The organism is Klebsiella sp. RHBSTW-00484 (assembly GCF_013705725.1).
In the GTDB taxonomy this organism is placed as follows: domain Bacteria; phylum Pseudomonadota; class Gammaproteobacteria; order Enterobacterales; family Enterobacteriaceae; genus Klebsiella.
Genome location: NZ_CP055481.1, coordinates 4,800,214 through 4,821,442 on the forward strand (window position 1 = coordinate 4,800,214; position 21,229 = coordinate 4,821,442).

The 21,229-nt window shown below is 56.7% G+C and carries 20 protein-coding genes; 9 read left to right on the top strand and 11 right to left on the bottom strand.

Translation table 11 applies throughout. The annotated features are described in order from the left end of the window. Positions 1-152: 152 nt before the first annotated feature. A complete protein-coding gene (locus HV213_RS22625; protein ID WP_181483391.1) occupies positions 153-1,352 on the bottom strand; it encodes a multidrug efflux MFS transporter in 1,200 nt (399 codons plus the stop codon). A 169-nt stretch (positions 1,353-1,521) separates the two neighbouring features. After that, a complete protein-coding gene (locus HV213_RS22630; RefSeq protein WP_181483392.1) occupies positions 1,522-2,205 on the bottom strand; it encodes an extensin-like domain-containing protein in 684 nt (227 codons plus the stop codon). Positions 2,206-2,304: 99 nt separating this feature from the next. On the opposite strand from HV213_RS22630, the gene ddlA reads away from it, so the two are divergent. Continuing rightward, complete coding sequence (ddlA, locus tag HV213_RS22635; RefSeq protein ID WP_181483393.1) at positions 2,305-3,402, top strand: D-alanine--D-alanine ligase; 1,098 nt, start codon at positions 2,305-2,307, stop codon at positions 3,400-3,402. A 238-nt stretch (positions 3,403-3,640) separates the two neighbouring features. On the opposite strand, the gene HV213_RS22640 is transcribed toward ddlA, so the two are convergent. Then, positions 3,641-3,844, bottom strand: a complete 204-nt coding sequence (locus HV213_RS22640; RefSeq protein ID WP_110273818.1) for a DUF2754 family protein — start codon at positions 3,842-3,844, stop codon at positions 3,641-3,643. Between the two features lie 381 nt (positions 3,845-4,225). Here HV213_RS22640 and HV213_RS22645 point away from each other — a divergent pair, with 381 nt between their 5' ends. Continuing rightward, entirely contained in the window at positions 4,226-4,528 is a 303-nt protein-coding gene (locus HV213_RS22645) for a DUF2755 family protein (RefSeq protein WP_112214084.1), read from the top strand. Here HV213_RS22645 and HV213_RS22650 read toward each other — a convergent pair. The 3 genes from HV213_RS22650 to HV213_RS22660 form a co-directional block, all read right to left on the bottom strand. Next, the gene (locus HV213_RS22650) at positions 4,525-5,631 is read right to left on the bottom strand and encodes a DUF1615 domain-containing protein (RefSeq protein ID WP_181483394.1); all 1,107 of its coding nucleotides are present in this window, start codon (positions 5,629-5,631) and stop codon (positions 4,525-4,527) included. The genes HV213_RS22645 and HV213_RS22650 overlap by 4 nt on opposite strands. Before the next feature lie 18 nt (positions 5,632-5,649). Further along, entirely contained in the window at positions 5,650-6,870 is a 1,221-nt protein-coding gene (gene sbmA, locus HV213_RS22655; RefSeq protein ID WP_181486482.1) for a peptide antibiotic transporter SbmA, read from the bottom strand. A 116-nt stretch (positions 6,871-6,986) separates the two neighbouring features. Then, complete coding sequence (locus HV213_RS22660; protein ID WP_181486483.1) at positions 6,987-7,499, bottom strand: cysteine hydrolase family protein; 513 nt, start codon at positions 7,497-7,499, stop codon at positions 6,987-6,989. A 222-nt stretch (positions 7,500-7,721) separates the two neighbouring features. Between HV213_RS22660 and ampH the strand changes: the two genes are divergently transcribed. Both ampH and hemB read left to right on the top strand, forming a co-directional pair. Then, on the top strand, positions 7,722-8,882 hold the full coding sequence (ampH, locus tag HV213_RS22665; RefSeq protein WP_181483395.1) for a D-alanyl-D-alanine-carboxypeptidase/endopeptidase AmpH: 1,161 nt from the start codon (positions 7,722-7,724) through the stop codon (positions 8,880-8,882). A gap of 106 nt (positions 8,883-8,988) precedes the next feature. Next, entirely contained in the window at positions 8,989-9,963 is a 975-nt protein-coding gene (gene hemB, locus HV213_RS22670) for a porphobilinogen synthase (RefSeq protein ID WP_181483396.1), read from the top strand. 85 nt (positions 9,964-10,048) lie between these two features. Here the strand turns inward: hemB and HV213_RS22675 are convergent, their stop codons facing one another. Continuing rightward, positions 10,049-10,540, bottom strand: a complete 492-nt coding sequence (locus HV213_RS22675; protein WP_181483397.1) for an REP-associated tyrosine transposase — start codon at positions 10,538-10,540, stop codon at positions 10,049-10,051. A 259-nt stretch (positions 10,541-10,799) separates the two neighbouring features. Between HV213_RS22675 and HV213_RS22680 the strand changes: the two genes are divergently transcribed. Next, entirely contained in the window at positions 10,800-12,518 is a 1,719-nt protein-coding gene (locus tag HV213_RS22680; RefSeq protein ID WP_181483398.1) for a bifunctional ornithine lipid synthase OlsF, read from the top strand. Positions 12,519-12,670: 152 nt separating this feature from the next. Here the strand turns inward: HV213_RS22680 and tauD are convergent, their stop codons facing one another. From tauD to tauA, 4 genes are read right to left on the bottom strand one after another with little or no spacing between them, the layout of a single operon-like run. Beyond that, entirely contained in the window at positions 12,671-13,522 is an 852-nt protein-coding gene (tauD, locus tag HV213_RS22685) for a taurine dioxygenase (RefSeq protein WP_181483399.1), read from the bottom strand. Continuing rightward, entirely contained in the window at positions 13,519-14,346 is an 828-nt protein-coding gene (gene tauC / locus HV213_RS22690; protein ID WP_181483400.1) for a taurine ABC transporter permease TauC, read from the bottom strand. The genes tauD and tauC overlap by 4 nt, the downstream gene beginning before the upstream one ends. After that, complete coding sequence (tauB, locus tag HV213_RS22695) at positions 14,343-15,110, bottom strand: taurine ABC transporter ATP-binding subunit (RefSeq protein ID WP_181486484.1); 768 nt, start codon at positions 15,108-15,110, stop codon at positions 14,343-14,345. Before tauB ends, tauC begins: the two co-directional genes overlap by 4 nt. A 10-nt stretch (positions 15,111-15,120) precedes the next feature. Next, positions 15,121-16,083 carry a taurine ABC transporter substrate-binding protein gene (gene tauA / locus HV213_RS22700; RefSeq protein ID WP_181483401.1) on the bottom strand — a complete coding sequence of 321 codons (963 nt, stop codon included), beginning with the start codon at positions 16,081-16,083 and terminating at the stop codon, positions 15,121-15,123. 378 nt (positions 16,084-16,461) lie between these two features. Here tauA and HV213_RS22705 point away from each other — a divergent pair, with 378 nt between their 5' ends. From HV213_RS22705 to HV213_RS22720, 4 genes are all read left to right on the top strand, one after another. Then, the gene (locus HV213_RS22705; protein ID WP_181483402.1) at positions 16,462-17,091 is read left to right on the top strand and encodes a response regulator transcription factor; all 630 of its coding nucleotides are present in this window, start codon (positions 16,462-16,464) and stop codon (positions 17,089-17,091) included. Continuing rightward, positions 17,091-18,632, top strand: a complete 1,542-nt coding sequence (locus HV213_RS22710) for an MASE1 domain-containing sensor histidine kinase (protein WP_181483403.1) — start codon at positions 17,091-17,093, stop codon at positions 18,630-18,632. Before HV213_RS22705 ends, HV213_RS22710 begins: the two co-directional genes overlap by 1 nt. A 209-nt stretch (positions 18,633-18,841) precedes the next feature. Next, a complete protein-coding gene (gene uhpC, locus HV213_RS22715) occupies positions 18,842-20,143 on the top strand; it encodes an MFS transporter family glucose-6-phosphate receptor UhpC (protein ID WP_181483404.1) in 1,302 nt (433 codons plus the stop codon). Next, positions 20,143-21,174, top strand: coding sequence for an ABC transporter substrate-binding protein (locus tag HV213_RS22720; RefSeq protein WP_181483405.1), 1,032 nt, complete (start codon positions 20,143-20,145; stop codon positions 21,172-21,174). Before uhpC ends, HV213_RS22720 begins: the two co-directional genes overlap by 1 nt. Positions 21,175-21,229: the final 55 nt, after the last annotated feature.

Consider the following 21,229-nt stretch of genomic DNA (forward strand, 5'->3'; position numbering starts at 1 on the left):
CGCGTAACTGTATACGCGTAACAGTTACAAATAGAAGGGGGTAAGAGGTGAAAATGATCGTTTTGTGATCGGTGATGCATTTACAGATGAGGAAGATCAAAAACCGGCATTGACGTAGTGACGTCAATACCGGTCGAAGAGAAAGAAAGGGGTCAGGCGGCGGTACGGCGACTACGACGCAGCATGATAGCCAGCTGCCAGATATTGATCAGCACAATAATCGCCGTAGCGATAAATACCCAACGGAAACCCGCCATCGCCGATACCGATGCGCCAATCAGCGGGCCGACAACGTTACCGAGATACATAAACGACTGGTTATAACCAAAAATACGCCCAGTGACGCTATCGCTACAGTACTTCAGCAACAGAGTTTGTACCGCAGGCAACATCGCCCCATCGGCAAAACCGAGCAGAAAACGCAGAACCCCGAGCTGGAATGGCGTCGTGACGAACGACATGGCAAAGAACATCACCACCGCGCAGCACAGCGTCGCCAGCAGGATCCGCGAGGTGCCAATCCGGTCGCCAAGTTTGCCCAACTTCGGGGCGGAAATCAGCGCGGAGACGCCCGGTACGGCGGCGATCATCCCAGCCAGGAAGGCGATATTATTGCTGTCTGGTGCCATCGACTTGATAAACAAGGCAAGAATCGGGCCGATTGAGCCATTGCACAGCTGAATCACCAGGGTAGTGAAGAACAGGCTAATCACCAGCCCCGGATAGGGCAGCGAGGCAAACACCGCCTTACCGCTGAGCCTTTGTGCTTTACTAGCCTGTGGGCGAGCGCCCTCTTTAATCAGGAACAACGTGACCAGGAAGCTCACCGTCAGCAGCGCAGCGGTGATAATAAACACCGCCCGCAGGCCTACGTGGTCAGCAAGAAACCCACCGAGCAGCGGCCCACCGATAACCCCGCTGATTTGCGCCGTCGAAAGCGTACTCAGCGCCCAACCGCTGCGCTCGCGCGGGACCTGAGAAGCGACCAGCGCCATAGCGTTGGGAATATAACCAGAAGTCAGCCCCATCACCGCGCGCAGGATAAACAGCTGCCAGACGTTAGTGGCAAACGCCTGTAATAAAATAGCGATAGCCATACCGAGCGAGGCGCGCAGCAGCATCAGCTTGCGCCCTTTGCGGTCTGCCAGACTCCCCCACATCGGCGAAACAATCGCCGACACCAGGAAAGTGACGCTGAAGGTCAAACCAGACCACATGGATAAGGCTTCGTGCGAGGTGACGCCAAGCTGGGACACGTACAGCGGTAAAAAGGGGAGAATTTGGCTGATAGCCAGTCCGGTAAAAAAACAGCCAAACCAGACGGAGATAAGATTAACCTTCCAGGATTCCATAACTACGCGTATTCATTAATTTTTTGGAAATTATTAACTAGCTTAGCAATTTCCCTCCTGCGAGGTAGTACCAGAGGTGCGCTGGCGCAGAGTTTGGTGTTTTATGGCATCTGATTACGCTCAGGCAAACAATTTCATGGTGAAAAACCTTGTATGTAGCGCGATATGCTCAGAAACAGAAACGCTGGCCGCGCATCCCGAGGTGAAAATGATTAGCATGGGCCGCGTTATAGTCCGGCCCTAACGCGTTACCAAAATAACTGCATCCGTTGGTCAGCAGCGCTTGCAGCCAGGGGTGATACTGCGCATCGGGCCATCCCTTCAGCACGCTTATCCGTCGCCCATCGGTCAAGCGAAAACCGCTAATATCCAGCGCCTCCGCGGTGGCATGTTCGCTGCGCCGCGCGTTCTGGCGATGATAAATATTGCGACAGGCAAAGCTGCCAAAATGCTCGACCTGGCGCAGTTCGCTCGCCAGTAGCTGACGAGTCAGCGGTTTTGCCTGCTGCTCCATATATAGCGCGCTGCTCAGCGCCAGCGGACAGCTTGCAAGGAAGCTGCTGCTCAGCTTTATCGCACCAAAATCGCGTACCCGCACCACGTTTTGTAAAGGACACTCTCCCCCGCTATCGGCGACCGGCTGGCTGGTTATGATCTGCCTACGATTGGCCTCCTCTAGCAGGCCAGAGCACTGCTCGGGCGTCAATCGACGCAGCTTGTAGTGACTGATTAACCCGGGCGGATCTTCCAGGCGCAACGGCACCAGCGGATTATACTGCGGTGGAAGATAACGATATCCGTAATACCCGGCTGACAGCAGCGCTAACAGAGCGATAAGACCTTTTCCTTTCACGCCACCTCCCAATGCTTTACAAGGTGAATATTATGGCAGCCAGGCGGCTCTTTCACATGCTATGTTATGCGCTTTGATGTAATCAGGATGGAAGTTGAAATGGCTAAGATGAGGGTTGGGATCGTTTTTGGCGGTAAATCGGCAGAGCATGAAGTGTCGTTACAGTCAGCGAAAAATATCGTGGAAGCGATTGATAAAACGCGCTTCGACGTGGTTCTGTTAGGGATTGATAAGCAGGGAATTTGGCATATCAACGATGCCAGCAACTATCTGCTCAATCCTCAGGACCCTGCCCACATTGCCCTGCGTCCATCCGATGTTACGCTGGCGCAAATCCCGGGCCGTGATACCCAGCAGCTGATTAACGCCGATAGCGGTCAGCCGCTGGCGGCCATCGATGTGATCTTCCCGATTGTCCACGGTACCCTCGGGGAAGATGGCTCCCTGCAAGGCATGCTGCGGATGGCAAATTTGCCTTTCGTCGGCTCCGACGTCCTCGGTTCCGCCGCCTGCATGGACAAAGATGTCACCAAGCGTCTGCTGCGCGATGCCGGTCTGTCGATTGCACCGTTTATCACCCTCACTCGCGCCAACCGCAATCAGCTGAGCTTCGCCGATGTGCAGGCGAAGCTGGGCCTGCCGCTGTTCGTTAAACCGGCGAACCAGGGTTCCTCAGTAGGCGTCAGTAAGGTAAATAGCGAAGAGCAGTATCAGCAGGCCGTCGCGTTGGCCTTTGAATTTGACCATAAAGTGGTGGTTGAACAAGGGATTAAAGGCCGGGAGATCGAGTGCGCGGTATTGGGCAACGATAATCCGCAAGCCAGTACCTGCGGCGAAATCATCCTCAATAGCGAATTCTACGCCTACGACACCAAATACATTGACGATCAGGGCGCGAAGGTGGTGGTTCCGGCAGCCATCGACAGCGACGTGAACGATAAAATCCGCGATATCGCCGTTCGTGCTTACCAGACGCTGGGATGCAGCGGCATGGCGCGTGTTGATGTTTTCCTGACCGCCGATAACGACGTGGTGATTAACGAAATCAACACGCTGCCAGGCTTCACCAATATCAGCATGTATCCGAAACTGTGGCAGGCCAGCGGTCTGGATTACACCAGCCTGATTAGCCGCCTGATTGAGCTGGCGCTGGAGCGTCACGCCGCCGATCGCGCGCTGAAAACATCAATGAATTAATCAGAGATAGCGGTTAACTTTACCGGGCGGCGGCTAGCGCCTTGCCCGGCCTACGGGTTCACCGCCGTTTGCAGGGAATGTGCCGGGCCTGATACATCGGCGCTGCTGCTTCCCGGCTCGCGCTGCGCTTAGCCAGGCTACGGGTTCATTACCGTTTACGGGCCGGTAGGCCGGATAAGGCGTTTACGCCGCAATCCGGGAAACAACTCGCAACGCAGCTTCGGTTTATCTCCCCGGCTCACGCTTCCTCGACCGGACGACGGCGAATAATAAACCCGGCAATCCAGAAGCTAATCACCCACGTCACCAGCCCAACGGCGTATGAACGCCAGCCCTCGGTTTCAAAGCCCAGCAGCCCAACCACGCCATTCATAATAAAAATTAACCCCAGCGCAACCGCATAATAGTGCCAGTCGCGGCGAATTTTTTCAGTGAGCTTCATGACGACTCCGACAACAAAAAAAAGCATCTTCGCATAGCCGCCATCGCCGGTCTGTAGCCGAGTTGAGAATTGTCGCACATTGCGATATCGGTCTAAATTTCACAAATTTGTAGCAAACTCGCAAACCGGTGAAATCAGGAACATTCCTGGACGGAAATTACCAGCAATCTGATACTGAAATCCGATCCTCATTGCCAGAATAGCCTCTATACACATCATCCTTCAAACTGCCTCTTTGTTGGCTACGTCTTCTCACCCCAGTCACTTACTTGAGTAAGCTCCTGGGGATTCTCAGACTTGCCGCCTCGATGCATATTGAATGATTTTGTGTATATGTAGATCGCTGAAAAATTGGCAGGAAAGCGAAGTACGGAGGTAGATATGGCAGAGTTCACCTTTGCAAAGACCACCAACGGCAGCAAAAAGAGGAGGTCTATCACCAGCAGCAACATCGCTTACGCCCTGTTTGTGCTGTTTTGCTTCTGGGCCGGCGCGCAGATGCTGAGCATGCTGATACACACTCCCGGCGTTTTTGAGCATTTAATTCAAATGCAGGACAGCAGCCGTCCCAGGGTCGAAATAGGCCTGGTGGTCGGGACCCTGTTTGGCCTGGTCCCTTTTCTATTGGGCTGTATATTGATTGGAATATTGGGGATAGCTTCTCGCTGGCGCAGCCAGCACTAGCGGCGTGCCATACAGCTGGCCCGTCGATCATCCACCCGTTTGGCAAACCAGGCGGTAGTCAGATTACGGGTGATTTTCGGACTCTCAAGCTGGATCCCCGGCAATACTTCTCGCGGCAGCGCTTTACCGGCTTTCTTATCGGCAATACGAAACACCTTCTTGTAGAGATCGCTCTCCTCAAACGCCAGCGTATCGCCCTTCTTCAGTTGACGATGAATATCGTCATCGCTCATCGCCAGCTGTGAGGATAAACGGCGCACCGCCAGCTCGGTGGTTCCGGCTTCGTCGCTATCGTAGCGAATCAAATCGCCATCCAGCGCCAGCTTCACGCCCGTCGCCTTAGCCACCGCATTCTGGAAAGCGGCGTTACGGCTGGCGTACCATCCGGCGTTAAAATCGGCAAAACGATACAGCGGCACGCTATAGTTTGCTGGATAGTTCAGCAGATGATAGGTGCCAAACCACAGGCCGCCGCGCAGGCTGAATACTTCCTGACGCACGGTGCCGTCCATTTTCCACGGATAGCCGTCGGTATGCTGCTGGGCGAAGGCGATGCTGACCTGCATCGGACCGCCTGTATGCACCGGATTCAGCGAGCCAAACAGCTTCTGCCCCATTGGCACCATGCCGATAAAATCATCGAAAATCGCGCTCAGCTGCTTTTCCGTTTTGACGTTATCCAGGCGTTCGCTATAGCTTTTGCCGTTAGGCGAATTGATTTTCAACGCGGTGTGGACCAGAAACAGCGGAATATGCATTTTCTCCGCCCGGCGGTCTATCTCCTGCCAGGCAATTTTGCTCAGCCCAGGCACCGCAGGATCCGCCTGATAGTTGGACTCCTGCTGCGCTACCGCCAGCACCGAACAGACATTCTCTTCCGTCGGCGCCAGCTTCTGGCTTTCAAACGTTTTGGCGATGGCCTGCGCCCAGGCCTCGCGGTCTTTCACGCTGGAAGGCATTTTTTGCCGTACCACGGCGGCAACATCAATCGGCTTTTCCCCCTCTTTCAGCACCGGTTCCGGTTTACTGGAACAGGCGCTAAGCACCATACCTGCCAGTAGCGTCAGGGAGAGTGAAACAAAACGAGATGAGGCTGCTGCCATATTTCTTCCTTGCGATCGTTAACTTAATGTTGTGGTCACTTCCTGCAGCTCTTTGCCATCCAGCTCGCGCTCAAAGCTGCGCAGACGTTTGTAGATGGACATCAGCTCCACCAGCGTCGTCCAGGAGCTAATAAGATACTGGAACGACCCGCGAACCTGGCTAAAGACGTTGGTTATCTGCGTCATCAGGCCCAGCGTAATCGTACCGGCAACAATCGACGGAAACAGCAGGAACAAACCGAAAACGTTATCCACTTGCAGGTAAAGAATACGAGCGATATTGAAATACATGTAGTGGAAATAGAGACGGAAATAGTTGCGGCGTACGGCGCTGAACAGCTCACGAACGGTCGGCGGCGTCGCGCGGTTGGCATCATCCTCGCCATAAACCAGCTCTTTACGGTAGGCCGCTTCAACGCGCTGGTTTTTAAACTCCAGCCCCGGCAGCTTAATCCCCACCACCGCCAGCAGGCCGGTTCCCATTAACGACCACACAATCGCGGCAATCACCAGGCCGTACGGCAGATGACCAACAATCGGCAAGTCCGGCACGTGCGCGGAGAGCGTCACCAGCACCGGCAGGAAGGCGATAAGCGTCATCACCGCGTTAAGGAAGCTGACTCCCATGCTTTCTAACGTTGAAGCAAAGCGCATAGTGTCTTCCTGCACACGCTGCGCGGCGCCTTCGATATGACGCAAATGCTGCCAGTGCGCCATATAGTGCTCGTTCATGGCGGTGCGCCAGCGGAAGACGTAGTGGCTGACGAAGAAGTTGTTCATCACACCGATAAGCACCGCGATAATCGCGATGCCGAGGAATATGCCTATTTCCTGATAGAACTGATTAATGCTGACCTTATGCGGCGTCGCCAGCGCGCTCTGAATCAAATCGTAGAACGGCGCGTACCAGGCGTTGATCGCCACCCCGACTTCAACGAGGAACCAGGTGACGAAAATAATCAGCGAGGTGCCGAGAATCGACCAATATTGCCAGCGATGTGGGCTGTAAATGAACCAGAACAGGGCGAAAACCCCGACGCACAGCGCGTAGAAGGCGTAGAACACCAGGTAATTAAGCGACCAGAAGCGCGCTGCGCTGATCGCGACATCCTGCGATGCGCCAGTGATTCGCAGCAGCCAGTCGCCGCCGCCCGCCTGCCAAAAGATCACTGCCAGCAGCGACCAGATAAAGGCAGAAATAAAAAACGGCCCCGGTTTGGGGAAAAAAGATTTAAACATCATGCTCTCCTGCTAACTTCTTATCGTTTTATTATGCTGTGTACCACGAAAACGCCCGCCGCAAAGGTGTCGCAGCGGAGCAAAGTGGGCGGGTTATGAGACCGAATGTCAGCGGCTTAGTTCGCCTGCCATTCGCGAAGAATTGTTTCTGTGAGTTTCACGTGTAAAGGATTGCCAGGTACCGTCAAGGTACGCCACACCTCGTTGTAGTGGGCAATCAGCGTGGTGGCCTGCGCCGCCGGGCGGTTGGCGGTGGTGTGAGCATCTTCGGCGACGGTAATGGCATAGCCGCGGCTGGCGCCGTTTTTGATGGTGGTATCGACGCAATAATCTGTGGCGCAGCCGCAAATCACAAACTGCTTGATATCATGCTCGTGCAGCACCTCTTCCAGCCGGGTGTGGTAAAAGGCATCGCAAGCGGTCTTGGTGACGTACAGCGCGCCAGCGGGTTGCTCAAGTTCAGGTAGCAAATCAAAGCCTTCGCTTCCCTCTTCCAGTCCGCCCTCTTCACTGTGCTGAATGAAGATAACGGTATCCGCCGCCCGCACCAGGCGGTTTATCTGCACGACGCAGCGTTCGCGCTCAATACGCGGCGTTGCGAAAACGCCGTTTTGCATATCCACTACCATTACCACCCGTTGAGCCGCCATTGTCACTCTCGCCACCAATCATTAGCCAAACGGTAATCATACGCGCCCGCAGGTAGAAGCGGCTATCCGAAAGCATAAAAAAGGATTTTTTACGCCACGTTACGTTTTTCCGCACAGATTCGCGTTATTCCCGCTTTGCTCGGCGTCGCTTCGTAGTATAAATACGCTCTATATTTTTCTTCACAATGATGGATGCCCCCGTTGAAACGTAGTCTGCTCATTTTTGCTGCGCTGTGCGCGGCGTCGTGGACATCGGTCCAGGCCGCACAACCGAGCGTCGACCCGGAATTCGCCTCTGATGTTGTCGACCGTTACGCTAATCATATCTTCTACGGCAGCGGCGCGACCGGTATGGCGATGGTGGTCATTGACGGTAATCAGCGCGTGTTTCGCAGCTTCGGCGTGACGCGTCCCGGCAGTAATGAGCATCCGCAGCTCGATTCGGTGATTCGTATCGCGTCACTGAGTAAGCTGATGACCAGCGAGATGCTGGTAAAGCTGCTCGACCAGGGAGTGGTGAAGCTCAACGATCCGCTGAGCAAATACGCCCCGCCGGGCGCTCGAGTTCCCACTTATCAAGGGACGCCCATCACGCTGGTGAATCTGGCGACGCACACCAGCGCCCTGCCGCGTGAACAGCCCGGCGGCGCGGCGCATCGTCCGGTGTTCGTCTGGCCGACGCGTCAGCAGCGCTGGAACTGGATCACAACTGCCTCGCTGAAAGTCGCTCCTGGTTCGCAGGCCGCCTACTCTAACCTGGCCTTTGACTTACTGGCCGATGCGCTATCTACCGCCTCTGGCAAGCCTTATCCGCAGCTGTTTGAAGAGCAAATTACCCGTCCACTGGGGATGAAAGACACCACCTTTACGCCTTCTCCGGACCAGTGTCAGCGGCTGATGATCCCAGAGAAAGGGGCCAGCCCGTGCAACAACACCCTGGCCGCTATCGGCAGCGGCGGCGTCTACTCCACGCCGGGCGACATGATGCGCTGGATGCAGCAGTTCCTCTCTTCTGACTTCCACACTCGTGGTCAGCAGGCGGATCGTATGCAAACGCTGATCTATCAGCGCAGCCAGTTGACGAAGGTTATCGGTATGGACGTACCAGGAAAAGCCGACGCACTGGGCCTCGGTTGGGTCTATATGAAGCCGAAAAACGGCCAGCCGGGGATTATCCAGAAGACCGGCGGCGGCGGCGGTTTTATCACCTATATGGCGATGAATCCGCAGGCTAACGTTGGCGCGTTTGTGGTGGTCACCCGCTCGCCGTTGACGCGCTTTAACAATATGAGCGACGGCATCAACGATCTGGTCAGCGAATTAAGCGGCGTCCGCCCCACCATTGAGACAGCCAGTCAATAGCCTTTAGGGGTGTTTTGCCTGCGATTCATCAGGATCGTTTTGGCAAAACATCCCGCCGCCAATTCAGGTAGACTATCTTTTTTCATTTCACAAAATCAGGCAAACCATGACAGATTTAATCACTCGCCCACGCCGCCTGCGCAAGTCCGCTTCGCTACGTGCCATGTTTGAAGAGACAACACTGAGTTTGAACGACCTGGTGTTGCCGATCTTTGTTGAAGAAGAAATCGACGATTACAAAGCCATCGAAGCCATGCCCGGCGTGATGCGTATACCGGAAAAGCATCTGGCGCGCGAGATTGAGCGTATTGCCAACGCCGGTATCCGTTCGGTGATGACCTTCGGGATTTCCCACCACACCGACGCCACCGGCAGCGATGCCTGGAACGAAAATGGCCTGGTAGCGCGCATGTCCCGCATCTGCAAACAAGCGGTGCCGGAGATGATCGTGATGTCCGATACCTGCTTTTGCGAGTACACCTCGCACGGTCACTGTGGCGTACTGTGCGATCACGGTGTCGATAACGATTTGACCCTTATCAACCTCGGTAAGCAGGCGGTGGTAGCCGCTGCCGCAGGCGCGGATTTTATCGCTCCTTCCGCCGCGATGGACGGTCAGGTGCAGGCCATTCGCCAGGCGCTGGACGCCGCTGGATTCACCAATACGGCGATTATGTCCTACTCCACCAAGTTCGCCTCATCATTCTACGGCCCGTTCCGTGAAGCCGCGGGTACCGCGCTAAAAGGCGACCGTAAAACCTATCAGATGAGCCCGATGAACCGCCGCGAAGCGATTCGCGAGTCGCTGCTAGACGAAGCCCAGGGCGCCGACTGCCTGATGGTCAAACCGGCCGGTCCATACCTCGATATCCTGCGCGACCTGCGCGAGCGCACCAACCTGCCACTGGGTGCCTATCAGGTAAGCGGCGAATACGCGATGATTAAATTCGCTGCCCAGGCCGGTGCTATCGACGAAGAGAAAGTGGTACTGGAAAGCCTCGGCGCCATCAAACGCGCCGGCGCGGATCTGATCTTCAGCTACTTCGCCCTCGATCTGGCCGAAAAGAAAATCCTGCGTTAATTCAGGTCCCCGGGCTACGGGCTCACAGTTTTCTGTGGGTTGGTAGCCCGGACAGGCGCAACGCGCCGCCTCCGGGAAAGTCACCTTAACGACGCTCTCCGCATAATAATTCCTTCACCTCCCCACCCCAATCAACAGGATACAAACTACGACTTACATCGCGATGAAAGGTTGAATAGGGCCAATCCCGTACCTGCCTTACCCACCCGTGCTTAACCGGATTGATATAAATGTAATCAACATGGCTACGATAGTCCTCTTGGTTACGAATGGCGTGTTCCCAATACCTTGGTTGCCACACGCTTTGCGCGCCTGTTAAACCTGAAAAATGCTTTTTAATTGATCGCCAGCGCGATGGAAAATCGCTGTCGTTGCCAGGTAAGGTCCAGACGCAATGAAGGTGTTCGGGGAGCACAACCCAGGCATCAATATGAAAAGGTTTCTGTTTGCGGACTATTGCCACCGCCTGGCGTAATGCATCAATACGATGAACCAGAAACCGACTCTCTCTGTCGCGTAAATTGACGGTGAAAAACCAAGTCCCTCCATTAATGTAATGACGACGATAATCGACCATCGGATGCCCCCTGCCAAAGATTTTTTGCCTGTTCCACCAGGATAAAAGAGGGTGAGGTTAGAAGGCAATTAACTGGACATCAATCTGGAAAAGCGCTCGCAACTTTTTCACATATAGCCTTCCCGGAGGCGGCGCTGCGCGCCTGTCCGGGCTACCTGCTCCTGCCCCCGCAGCTCGCCCCCCCAAAATCTTCACTCAACTGTAATCTGAGCGACATCTGCGCCTTCTACTGTCTGGGCAGGACGGAGGAGGTGCCACCATGTTTAGTCTCGACAATGTACTCGATGACCTGTGGCCTCAGGCGAGGCCAGCCCCCTGGCAGAAAAAGGTGCTGAAAAAGCTCCTGCATGAGGAAGAGTTTCAACAGTTTGCCGCACGTCACCACCACCTGAAAGGACTGGATACGGTCGAACAGGTGCTCGAACATCTCAATATCCGCTGCGCTATCCCGGCGCACGATCTCGAAAAAATCCCCGAACATGGCCCGCTGGTCATTATCGCCAACCACCCCACCGGCACGCTCGACGGCCTGGCGCTGCTCTACGCCGTCTCCCGGGTACGCCGCGATGTCAAAGTGGTTACCAACCGCATGCTTAACCATCTCGAACCGATGAGTTCGCTGTTTATTCCGGTCGATAATATTAATGGCCGCACCGCCAAAGCGGCGCTACAGCAAATGGACCAGCAGTTGCAAAACGGCGGCGTGCTGATTTTCTTCCCGGCAGGCGAAGTTTCACGCCTGACCCGTCGCGGCATCCGCGATAAAAAGTGGCACTCTGGATTTATTAAACTAGCGGCCAAATACCGCGCCCCGCTGCTCCCGGCGTGGATACGCGCGCACAACAGCGCGCTGTTTTACGCCAGCACCCTAGTGTCGGCAAATCTCCCGCTGCTCCTGTTGATGCAGCAAATGTTCCGCCGCCGCAACAGCAGCCTACCGGTCAATATTGGGCAACAGATTGCCTGGTCAGCCTGGTTCGACCCGCAGGCCTCTTCTCGCGAGCTCACCGAACGCTGCTACCGTCATCTGGAACAACTCGGAAAAGGGCTGCCGGGGATCTTTAAAACCGAAAGCACTATCGCTCGTCCCGAAGCCCGGGCCCTGCTCAAGCGTGAACTAAGTAAGGCCGAAACGCTGGGACGCACGGCGGATGGCAAAATCATTTATCTCTGGCAGCGCCACGGTCAGGAAGACGCGCCGGTGCTGCGCGAGCTGGGGCGTCTGCGGGAAATTGCCTTTCGCGCGGTCGGTGAAGGTAGCGGTAAACGTCGCGACGTAGACGGTTACGACGATGACTATCTGCACCTGATTTTGTGGGATGAAGAAGACCTTGAGATCGTCGGTGCATACCGCTTTATGCCGACCGCCATGCAGCTGGAAAAACGCGGGCTGGAAGGGATTTACAGCTCCAGCCTGTTCCATTACGACGAACGCATGGACGATATTCTTCAGCACGGCATTGAGCTGGGGCGCAGCTTTATCCAGCCGCGCTACTGGGGTCGTCGTGGCCTGGACTATTTGTGGTCCGGCATCGGCGCGTATCTGGCACGCTATCCGCACTACCGCTATCTGTTCGGTCCGGTGTCGATTTCTGGCGGCTTGCCGCCTGCCGCGCGGGATCTGCTGGTGGCGTTTTACCGCCTGTGGTTCCCGGCAACCCATCCGCTGGCGGAGTCTCGTCGCCCCTACCCCGCCTCACTGCCCGATGTGCTGGCACAGTTTGCCGGTGAAGATTATAACGACGACCTGGCCCGACTGAAGTCCCTGCTCGGCAATCTCGGCTGCGCGATCCCACCGCTGTATAAGCAATATTCGGAAGTCTGCGAACCGGGCGGCGTACAGTTTATCGATTTCGGCAGCGACCCGGATTTCAATAACTGCGTGGATGGTCTGGTGCTGGTGGATTTGACCTATCTGAAGGCGAACCGCTATCAGCGCTATATTGGCGTGCATCTGGATGCGCAAAAATCGGCATAACTCGCTGAAAACAACCTACCCGGTGCAGAGGATTGATCCCCTCGCCCCTTTGGGGAGAGGGTTAGGGTGAGGGGAATATGTGCGGCCTGATGCCCTCACCCCGACCCTCTCCCAAAGGGAGAGGGAGAAAACCGACTTGCCCGGCGCAGAGATTACCCCGCCCGGTAATACGGCTTATCTCCGAGAATCGTTGCGCGGTGCATAATGCGCCGCTGCGGCAGGTAATCGGCGTTAGCGTAATGCTGGGTGACGCGGTTATCCCAAATCGCCACGTCGTTAGGCTGCCAGCGCCAGCGCACCTGGAAGTCCGGTTTGGTGACGTGGGCAAACAGGAAGCTCAGCAGCGCCTCGCTCTCTTTCTCCGTCACGTCAACGATGCGGGTCGTAAACCCTTCATTCACAAACAGCGCCTGTTTCCCGGTTACCGGATGAGTACGCACTACCGGATGCAGCAGCGGTGGATTTTTCGCCACCGCCTCCAGCCAGCGCTGATGCTCCTCTTCGGTTTTACGATATTTATACTCCTGGAACGATTTACGGAAATCATGCTCCGCGCGCAGGCCGCTCAGCAGCTGACGAAATGGCTCAGAGAGCGCCTCGTACGCGGCAATGCCGTTGGTCCACAGGGTATCGCCGCCGGTAGACGGCAGCTCTTTTGCCGCCAGAATCGCCCCGGCGGGCGGCGTTTCAATAAAGGTAACGTCAGTGTGCCAGTTATCGTTATCCGGCGGATTATCGTCGTGGGTATCAAGAACGATAATTTCATCAACGCCGGGAGCATGTGGATAGACCGGATGAATATGCAGGTCACCAAAGCGCAGGGCGAGATTGCGCTGCTGTTCGGGGGTAATATTCTGCTCGCGCAGGAACACCACCTGATGGCGCAGCACCGCGTGATACAGCTGCTCGAACTGGTTGTCGCTCAGCGGGCGGGTAATGTCGACGCCGGATACCTGTGCGCCAATGTATGGCCCCAGCGGGGTAATGCTTAAACGTTCACTCATTGTACTTCTCCATGCCAGGGGGTCAGGCGACGCTGCAGCGCGCGCAGGCCCAGTTCCAGTAAAAAGGCGATGATCGCAATCACCGCGATCCCGGCCAGCACCACATCGGTGGCGAGGAATTCACCGGCGGACTGCACCATAAAACCTAAGCCGCGGGTAGCGGCAATCAGCTCTGCGGCCACCAGCGTTGACCAGCCGACGCCAAGCCCGATGCGCAGTCCGGTAAGAATTTCCGGCAGCGCGCCGGGCAGGATCACCAGCCACAGCACCTGCGCTTTACTGGCGCCTAAAGATTGCGCGGCGCGAATGCGTACCTGCTGGGCGCTTTTGACGCCCGCCAGCGCCGACATCGCCACCGGCGCGAATATCGCCAGGTAGATCAGCAGGATCTTTGATGTCTCGCCGATGCCAAACCAGATAACCATCAGCGGTAAATAAGCCAGCGGCGGCACCGGGCGATAAAGCTCGATCAGCGGGTCGAGGATCCCACGCACCGTTGGGCTCAGCCCCATGGCGATCCCTACCGGTACGCCGATCAGCACCGCTGCCAGCAGCGCGATCACGATACGCGTCAGGCTTGCTGCCAGATGCTGCCAGAGGGTGGCATCCATAAAGCCCTGCGGCCCGGCGATGGATATCAGCTTCTGCAATACCTGCCCCGGCGGCGGCAAAAATAGCGGGCTAATCAGCTGTAGGGCAGCGACGGCCCACCAGATAACCAGCAGCACCGCCAGGGTCGCCACGCTCAGGGTGAACTGACGCGAGAACGGCCAGCGCCACTTCAGCGCCCGCTGACGCGGTTTGTCATTAATGACTACGCTCATGAGAAAGCCTCCCGTTGCTCAAATACCCGGCTGAGGACGTATTCGCGTTGTTCGATAAATTTCGGGTCCGATTTGATGCTGCGGCAGGATTCCCCGGCGACAAAGCGGCGGCCAAAATCGAGCGGCAGACGTTCAAGAACGCGCCCTGGCCCCGGCGAAAGCAGCACCAGCTCGGTGGCCATAAACACCGCCTCTTCGATATCGTGGGTAATCAGCAGCACCTTCTTACCGCTCTCATGCCACAGATTGAGCAGCAGGGTTTGCATTTGCTCGCGGGTGAAAGCATCCAGCGCGCCAAACGGTTCATCAAGAAGCAGCAGCTGCGGGTTGGCCGCCAGCGCGCGGGCAATCCCTACCCGCTGCCGCTGACCGCCGGAGAGTTGCCAGATAAAGCGCTTTTCCGCCCCTTCAAGGCCCACTTTTTTCAGCATCTGCGCGGCGGTTGCCCGGCGCTGCGTTTTGTCGACGCCCGCTAGCTGCAATCCGAGCGCGACGTTATCCTGCACGTTGCGCCACGGCAGCAGCCCTTCGTGCTGAAATACCACGCCGCGATCGGCCCCCGGCCCTTCAACCCGCGTTCCTTCAAGGGTGATGCTGCCGTGCTGATAAGGCACGAATCCGGCAATCAGGTTCAGCAGGGTGGTTTTACCGCAGCCGGAGGGCCCGAGGACCACCAGCAGTTCACCGCTGTCCAGCGTCAGGTTGATATCCGCCAGCGCCGGTTTACCGCCGTAGTCGGCGGAAAGATGCGTGATGTGCAGCATCATGACCTCCTTACTTCACAAAACGGTCGGTAACGTACTGGCTGTAGTCGCTGCCGGCGGCGGGCACTTTGCCCTGCTCTTTCAGGAACTTCGCGGTATCGATAATGGCTTTATTGACCGGCCCGTTCAGCTCCTGCGCCTGCTGGGCGGCGGTCAGGTAGGTGTTGCCTTTCACCAGCCCCGGCACATCGGCTTCCGGTACGCCGCTTAAGCGCGCCAGCTTGCTGATGTTTTCCGGCTGCTTCAGCCACTCGTCAGGGTTGGCGATATAGGGCTGCTGGGCGTCAATGGCGCTTTTGGCGAAGGCTTTCACAATCTCAGGATGCTTTTCGGCAAAATCTTTACGTACCACCCAAACGTCCAGCGTCGGCGCCCCCCACTCACCCACCTGCGACGAGTCGGTCAGCACCGTGCCGTCTTTTTCCAGCGCGTTGACCGCCGGAGCCCAGACGTAGGCACCGTCAATATCGCCGCGCTGCCAGGCGGCAATAATCGCTGGCGGTTGCAGGTTGAGGATCTGTACCTGGCCCGGCTTGATACCCCAGTGCTTCAGCGCCGACAGCAGGCTGTAGTGCGTCGTGGAGATAAACGGTACGGCGATGCGTTTGCCGATCAGGTCCTCTGGTTTAGTGATGTTCTTCTTCACCACCAGCGCTTCGGAGTTACCGAGCTTTGAAGCCAGCAGGAATACTTCAATCGGTACCTGCTGGGTGGCGGCGACCGCCAGCGGGCTGGATCCGAGATTGCCGATTTGTACGTCACCGGATGCCAGCGCCCGCACGATGCTCGCGCCGCTGTCAAACTTGCGCCAGTCGACGGTGGCCCCGCTCTCTTTGGCAAAAGTGTTGTCCGCCTGGGCGACTTTCGCCGGCTCAGCGGAAGTCTGATACGCCACGGTGACGTTAACCGCCTGCGCCTGGAATGCCGCCAGCGCCAGGGCGGCAATAAGAGTGATACGCGATGTGAGTGCCATAGTGTCTGCTTCCCTTATCCCCGTCATACTTCGAGTAGCATGTGCGTTGGCTGCACTCGTTCTTCCCTGTCACATAGTTATCTATGCTCCAGGAATGCCCAAGTTTGCCGCCTTCCTGCTACTCGAATTATTTAGGGGTATGAATGTGTATGGATGCAGTATTTCCGGCGCGATGCGTTTGATGAAGTAATTAAAAATTCTTGCTAAGAACAAAGCGTTTTTAGAAAAAAAGCGGCAATGGTTAGTTAATTTTCACAAAAACCATCTCATCGCTTTTATTGCGATTTTGTTACATTCATTGCATATCCACACCCCGACGATTGCCAGCACAGCGGCGGCAGGCATCATAGGGCCATGATCCGCGAAGAGAGTAGAAACATGATTCGAGTGGTGCTGGTCGATGACCATGTGGTGGTGCGTTCCGGTTTTGCACAGTTGCTCAGCTTCGAAGAAGACCTCAACGTTGTTGGTCAGTTCAGCAGCGCGGCACAGGCGTGGCCAACGCTATTGCGCGATGACGTCAACGTGGCGGTGATGGATATCGCCATGCCGGATGAAAACGGCCTGAGCCTGCTCAAGCGCCTGCGCGCGCAAAAGCCGCAATTTCGCGCCATTATTCTGAGTATTTATGACGCGCCCACCTTTGTGCAGAGCGCGCTCGATGCCGGGGCCAGCGGTTATCTCACTAAACGCTGCGGCCCGGAAGAACTCGTGCAGGCGGTACGTTCCGTCGGGATGGGCGGTCATTATCTGTGCGCCGATGCGCTACGGGCGCTGCGCGGCGGCGCAAAACCGGCGCAGGTGCTGGAAGTGCTCACCCCACGTGAACGCGAAGTGTTTGATTTACTGGTCAAAGGCGACAGCGTCAAGGAAATAGCCTTTAAGCTCGACCTCAGCCACAAGACGGTGCACGTCCATCGCGCCAACGTGTTGGGCAAGCTGCAATGCCAGAGCACGATTGAGCTGGTGCACTTCGCTCTCGACCACCAGCTGCTGGCAGGGCATTAATGTCGCGCGGCCTTCGCCACCGGGTCATTTCGCTGTTCATCGTACTGGCCTGGGGTAGCGGCTGGCTGATGCTGTGGACGCTCGGTTTTTACCTGACCCATAACGGCCAGCAGGCGGCGCTGTTTCTGCCACACGGCGTCTATCTGGCGCTGCTGATCCTGCTTTCCCGCCGCTACTGGCCCGCGCTGGTGCTGCCCCCCATGCTGATGCTGTTCTGGCTGCACAGCGAACAGTTGCTGAACGGCTACACTTTGCTGGCCGCGCCGCTGATTAGCCTGCTCCCCGCCGGTCTGGCGCAACAGTTCTGGCACCGTTTTCCTCTTTACTGGCAGCGGCTGACGCTGCTGCTGGCCACGGTCAGCGTAAGCGCATTACTCAACACCGCGCTGCTCTCGCCGTTTGTGAAAAGCCCGGCAATGATGCTCGGCCTGGCCTCGTTTACCGGCGGCGTGCTGCTGACACCGTTTGTCTATCTGATTTTTGAATTCCTGCGCCAGCAGCACCGCTATCATCTGCTGGGGCTGGATACGACCAATCCGCCGCTGCGCACCTCGCTAATTATCTGGTGCAGCCTGTTTTTTATCATCGGTATCGGCACCCAGATGGTGTTGTCGCCGGAAATTGAACGCCTGCTGCTGATCGTCGTCTTTCTGCCAAACGTGGTGATGGCGTGGAAGTTTGGCTGGCAGGGCGGCGTGCTCTCCGGCCTGCTGGGCAGCATGATGATCACCATTGCCCGCCAGGTTGGTGTGGGGTTCAACAATCTGGTTGAACTGGAGATTTTCCTGGCGACCCAGGCGCTGCTCGGCATCGGTCTGGGGATTGCCATCAGCCGCCAGCAGCACCTGGCGCAAAACCTGCACCACTACCGCCAGCGGCTGGAAGCGGAGCTGGCGGCGCGACGGGCGCTGACCGAAAAGCTGATCCATACCGAAGAGGACACGCGCAAAAATCTGGCGCGCGAGCTGCACGACGAAATAGGCCAGAACATCACCGCGATTCAAATTCAGTCGCAGCTGGTGAAACGGGCGCGCGATCCGGCGCAAACCCAGGCCGCCGCCAGCCAGATTAACGATCTCGCCCGCCGTATCCACCACTCCACCCGCCAGCTTCTGCGCCAGCTGCGCCCACCCGCCCTTGACGAATTGTCGTTTAAAGAGGCACTGCACCACCTGCTCAACGAATTTGCCTTTGCCGAGCGCGGCATCCGCTGCCGCTTTGACTACCAGCTTAGCGCCACCCCGGAGAGCGAAACGGTACGCTTTACCCTCTATCGGCTGCTGCAGGAGTTGCTCAATAACGTCTGCAAGCATGCCGAGGCCAGCGAGGTTGCCATTACCTTGCTTGAGCAGGGAAAGTCATTGCGCCTGGAAGTCAGGGATAACGGCGTCGGTATCAGCGCCGACAAAATTGCCGGATTTGGTATTCAGGGGATGCGCGAACGCGTCAGCGCCCTGGGCGGCGAGCTAACGCTGGAATCGCGTCACGGCACGCGAGTAATTGTTAACTTGCCCACAAATTTGCAACAAACAACCTGCTAACCAGGAAAAAGTCTTAGTCACTGCGGACTTTCTCTCATCCCTTTTCAAGTTAACTTTTCTATAACCTAAATAATTCGAGTTGCAGGAAGGCGGCGACGCAGGGAATCCCCAGGAGCTTACTCCGGTAAGTGACTGGGGTGAGCGAGGAAAGCCAACGCACATGCAACTTGAAGTATGACGGTTATATAGTCAGCAAAACGGAGACGGCTATGCACGCACGCTCAGCAACCGACATCAATCAACAATACCGGACGCTGCGTCCACAACTGCTGATGTGCATGATCATCGGGTATGCCGCGTTTTACCTGACGCGCAAAAGCGTTAACTACGTGCTGCCAGCGCTGCAAACGGATCTTGGTCTGGATAAAGGCGATATCGGCCTGCTGGGATCGCTGTTTTATCTCACCTACGGCCTGTCGAAGTTTACCGCCGGACTATGGCACGACAGCCACGGACAGCGCTGGTTTATGGGCGTTGGCCTGTTCGCCACCGGCCTGTTGAACGTGGTGTTCGCCTTTGGTGAGTCGCTGACGCTGCTGCTGGCGGTCTGGACGCTGAACGGATTTTTTCAGGGTTGGGGATGGCCACCCTGCGCCCGGCTGCTGACCCACTGGTATTCGCGCAACGAACGCGGTTTCTGGTGGGGCTGCTGGAATATGTCTATCAATATCGGCGGAGCGATTATCCCGCTGATTAGCGCCTTTGCCGCCCACTGGTGGGGCTGGCAGGCGGCGATGCTGGCACCGGGGATTATCAGCATGGCATTGGGCATCTGGTTAACACTACAGCTGAAAGGAACGCCCCAGGAAGAGGGATTGCCGTCAGTGGGAACCTGGCGTAACGACCCGCTGGAGCTGCGTCAGGAACGGCAAAGCCCACCGATGGGGCTGTGGCAGATGCTACGCACTACGATGCTGAAGAACCCGATGATCTGGCTGCTGGCCATCTCTTACGTGCTGGTCTATCTGATCCGCATCGCGCTTAACGACTGGGGCAACATCTGGCTGACGGAGAGCCACGGCGTGAATCTGCTCAGCGCCAACGCCACGGTGATGCTGTTCGAAGCGGGCGGCCTGCTCGGCGCGCTGTTCGCCGGTTGGGGCTCGGATCTGCTGTTCAGCGGCCAGCGGGCACCGATGATTTTGCTGTTCACGCTAGGGCTGATGGTTTCCGTCGCCGCGCTCTGGCTGGCCCCGGTGCATCACTACGCGCTGCTGGCGGTCTGTTTCTTTACGGTGGGCTTCTTCGTTTTTGGCCCGCAAATGCTGATTGGCCTCGCGGCGGTGGAGTGCGGACACAAAGCGGCGGCGGGTTCAATCACCGGTTTTCTCGGCCTGTTCGCCTATCTGGGGGCAGCGCTGGCGGGCTGGCCTCTGTCGCTGGTCATTGAACGCTACGGCTGGTCGGGCATGTTCAGTTTGCTTTCGGTCGCCGCAGTCCTGATGGGTTTATTGCTGATGCCGCTGCTGATGGCGAGCATTACTACCTCTCCTGCTCAAAGGATAAAATAATGAAAAAAACTCTGGTCACTACCCTGATTGCTTCCGGCATTGCGCTGGCGACGTTAAGCGGCACAGCACAGGCCAAAGGTCGACTGGTGGTCTACTGCAGCGCCACCAACGAAATGTGTGAAGCTGAAACTAAAGCCTTCGGCGAAAAATATGATGTGAAAACCTCGTTTATTCGCAACGGCTCCGGCAGCACGCTGGCGAAGGTCGATGCCGAGAAGAAAAACCCGCAGGCGGACGTCTGGTACGGCGGTACCCTCGACCCGCAGTCCCAGGCCGGTGAAATGGGCCTGCTGCAACCCTATAAGTCCCCCAATCTTGAGCAGGTGATGGAGCAATTCCGCGATCCGGCGAAGCTGAAAGGCAACTACACTTCGGCGGTCTACGTCGGCATTCTCGGCTTTGGCGTGAACACCCAGCGGCTGAAAGAGAAAAATCTGCCGGTGCCCAAATGCTGGAAGGACCTGACCAAACCGGAATATAAAGGCGAAATCCAGATTGCCGACCCGCAAAGCTCCGGTACCGCCTACACCGCGCTGGCTACCTTCGCCCAGCTGTGGGGGGACGATCAGGCCTTTGATTACCTGAAGCAGCTCAACGCTAACGTCTCCCAGTACACCAAATCCGGTATTGCCCCGGCGCGTAACGCCGCCCGTGGCGAAACGGCCATTGGTATCGGCTTCCTGCACGATTACTCACTGGAAAAAGAACAGGGCGCGCCGCTGGAGCTTATCTCTCCGTGCGAAGGTACCGGCTATGAAATTGGCGGCATCAGCATCCTGAAGGGCGCACGCAACCTCGACAACGCCAAACTGTTTGTCGACTGGGCGCTGTCAAAAGAGGCCCAGGAGCTGGCGTGGAAAAAAGGCAAGTCTTATCAGATCCTGACCAACACCGCCGCCGAAACCTCACCAAACTCGCTGAAGCTCGACGACCTGAAGCTTATCAACTACGACATGGATAAATACGGTTCTACCGAAGTCCGTAAGCAGCTTATCAATAAGTGGGTTAGCGAAGTGAAGATGGGTAAATAAGCCCACATTTTGCGGTTAATGCCCGGTGGCGCTCACGCTTACCGGGCCTACACAC

Bases quoted from the DNA above. Each gene is read 5' to 3' on its own strand.
- HV213_RS22720 (WP_181483405.1), top strand. From the start codon at position 20,143: ATGAAAAAAACTCTGGTCACTACCCTGATTGCTTCCGGCATTGCGCTG.
- hemB (WP_181483396.1), top strand. From the start codon at position 8,989: ATGACAGATTTAATCACTCGCCCACGCCGCCTGCGCAAGTCCGCTTCG.
- HV213_RS22705 (WP_181483402.1), top strand. From the start codon at position 16,462: ATGATTCGAGTGGTGCTGGTCGATGACCATGTGGTGGTGCGTTCCGGT.
- tauA (WP_181483401.1), bottom strand. From the start codon at position 16,083: ATGGCACTCACATCGCGTATCACTCTTATTGCCGCCCTGGCGCTGGCG.
- tauB (WP_181486484.1), bottom strand. From the start codon at position 15,110: ATGCTGCACATCACGCATCTTTCCGCCGACTACGGCGGTAAACCGGCG.
- HV213_RS22710 (WP_181483403.1), top strand. From the start codon at position 17,091: ATGTCGCGCGGCCTTCGCCACCGGGTCATTTCGCTGTTCATCGTACTG.
- HV213_RS22650 (WP_181483394.1), bottom strand. From the start codon at position 5,631: ATGGCAGCAGCCTCATCTCGTTTTGTTTCACTCTCCCTGACGCTACTG.
- HV213_RS22640 (WP_110273818.1), bottom strand. From the start codon at position 3,844: ATGAAGCTCACTGAAAAAATTCGCCGCGACTGGCACTATTATGCGGTT.
- HV213_RS22675 (WP_181483397.1), bottom strand. From the start codon at position 10,540: ATGGTCGATTATCGTCGTCATTACATTAATGGAGGGACTTGGTTTTTC.
- tauD (WP_181483399.1), bottom strand. From the start codon at position 13,522: ATGAGTGAACGTTTAAGCATTACCCCGCTGGGGCCATACATTGGCGCA.
- HV213_RS22660 (WP_181486483.1), bottom strand. From the start codon at position 7,499: ATGGTAGTGGATATGCAAAACGGCGTTTTCGCAACGCCGCGTATTGAG.
- HV213_RS22625 (WP_181483391.1), bottom strand. From the start codon at position 1,352: ATGGAATCCTGGAAGGTTAATCTTATCTCCGTCTGGTTTGGCTGTTTT.
- uhpC (WP_181483404.1), top strand. From the start codon at position 18,842: ATGCACGCACGCTCAGCAACCGACATCAATCAACAATACCGGACGCTG.
- sbmA (WP_181486482.1), bottom strand. From the start codon at position 6,870: ATGTTTAAATCTTTTTTCCCCAAACCGGGGCCGTTTTTTATTTCTGCC.
- tauC (WP_181483400.1), bottom strand. From the start codon at position 14,346: ATGAGCGTAGTCATTAATGACAAACCGCGTCAGCGGGCGCTGAAGTGG.
- ddlA (WP_181483393.1), top strand. From the start codon at position 2,305: ATGGCTAAGATGAGGGTTGGGATCGTTTTTGGCGGTAAATCGGCAGAG.
- HV213_RS22680 (WP_181483398.1), top strand. From the start codon at position 10,800: ATGTTTAGTCTCGACAATGTACTCGATGACCTGTGGCCTCAGGCGAGG.
- HV213_RS22645 (WP_112214084.1), top strand. From the start codon at position 4,226: ATGGCAGAGTTCACCTTTGCAAAGACCACCAACGGCAGCAAAAAGAGG.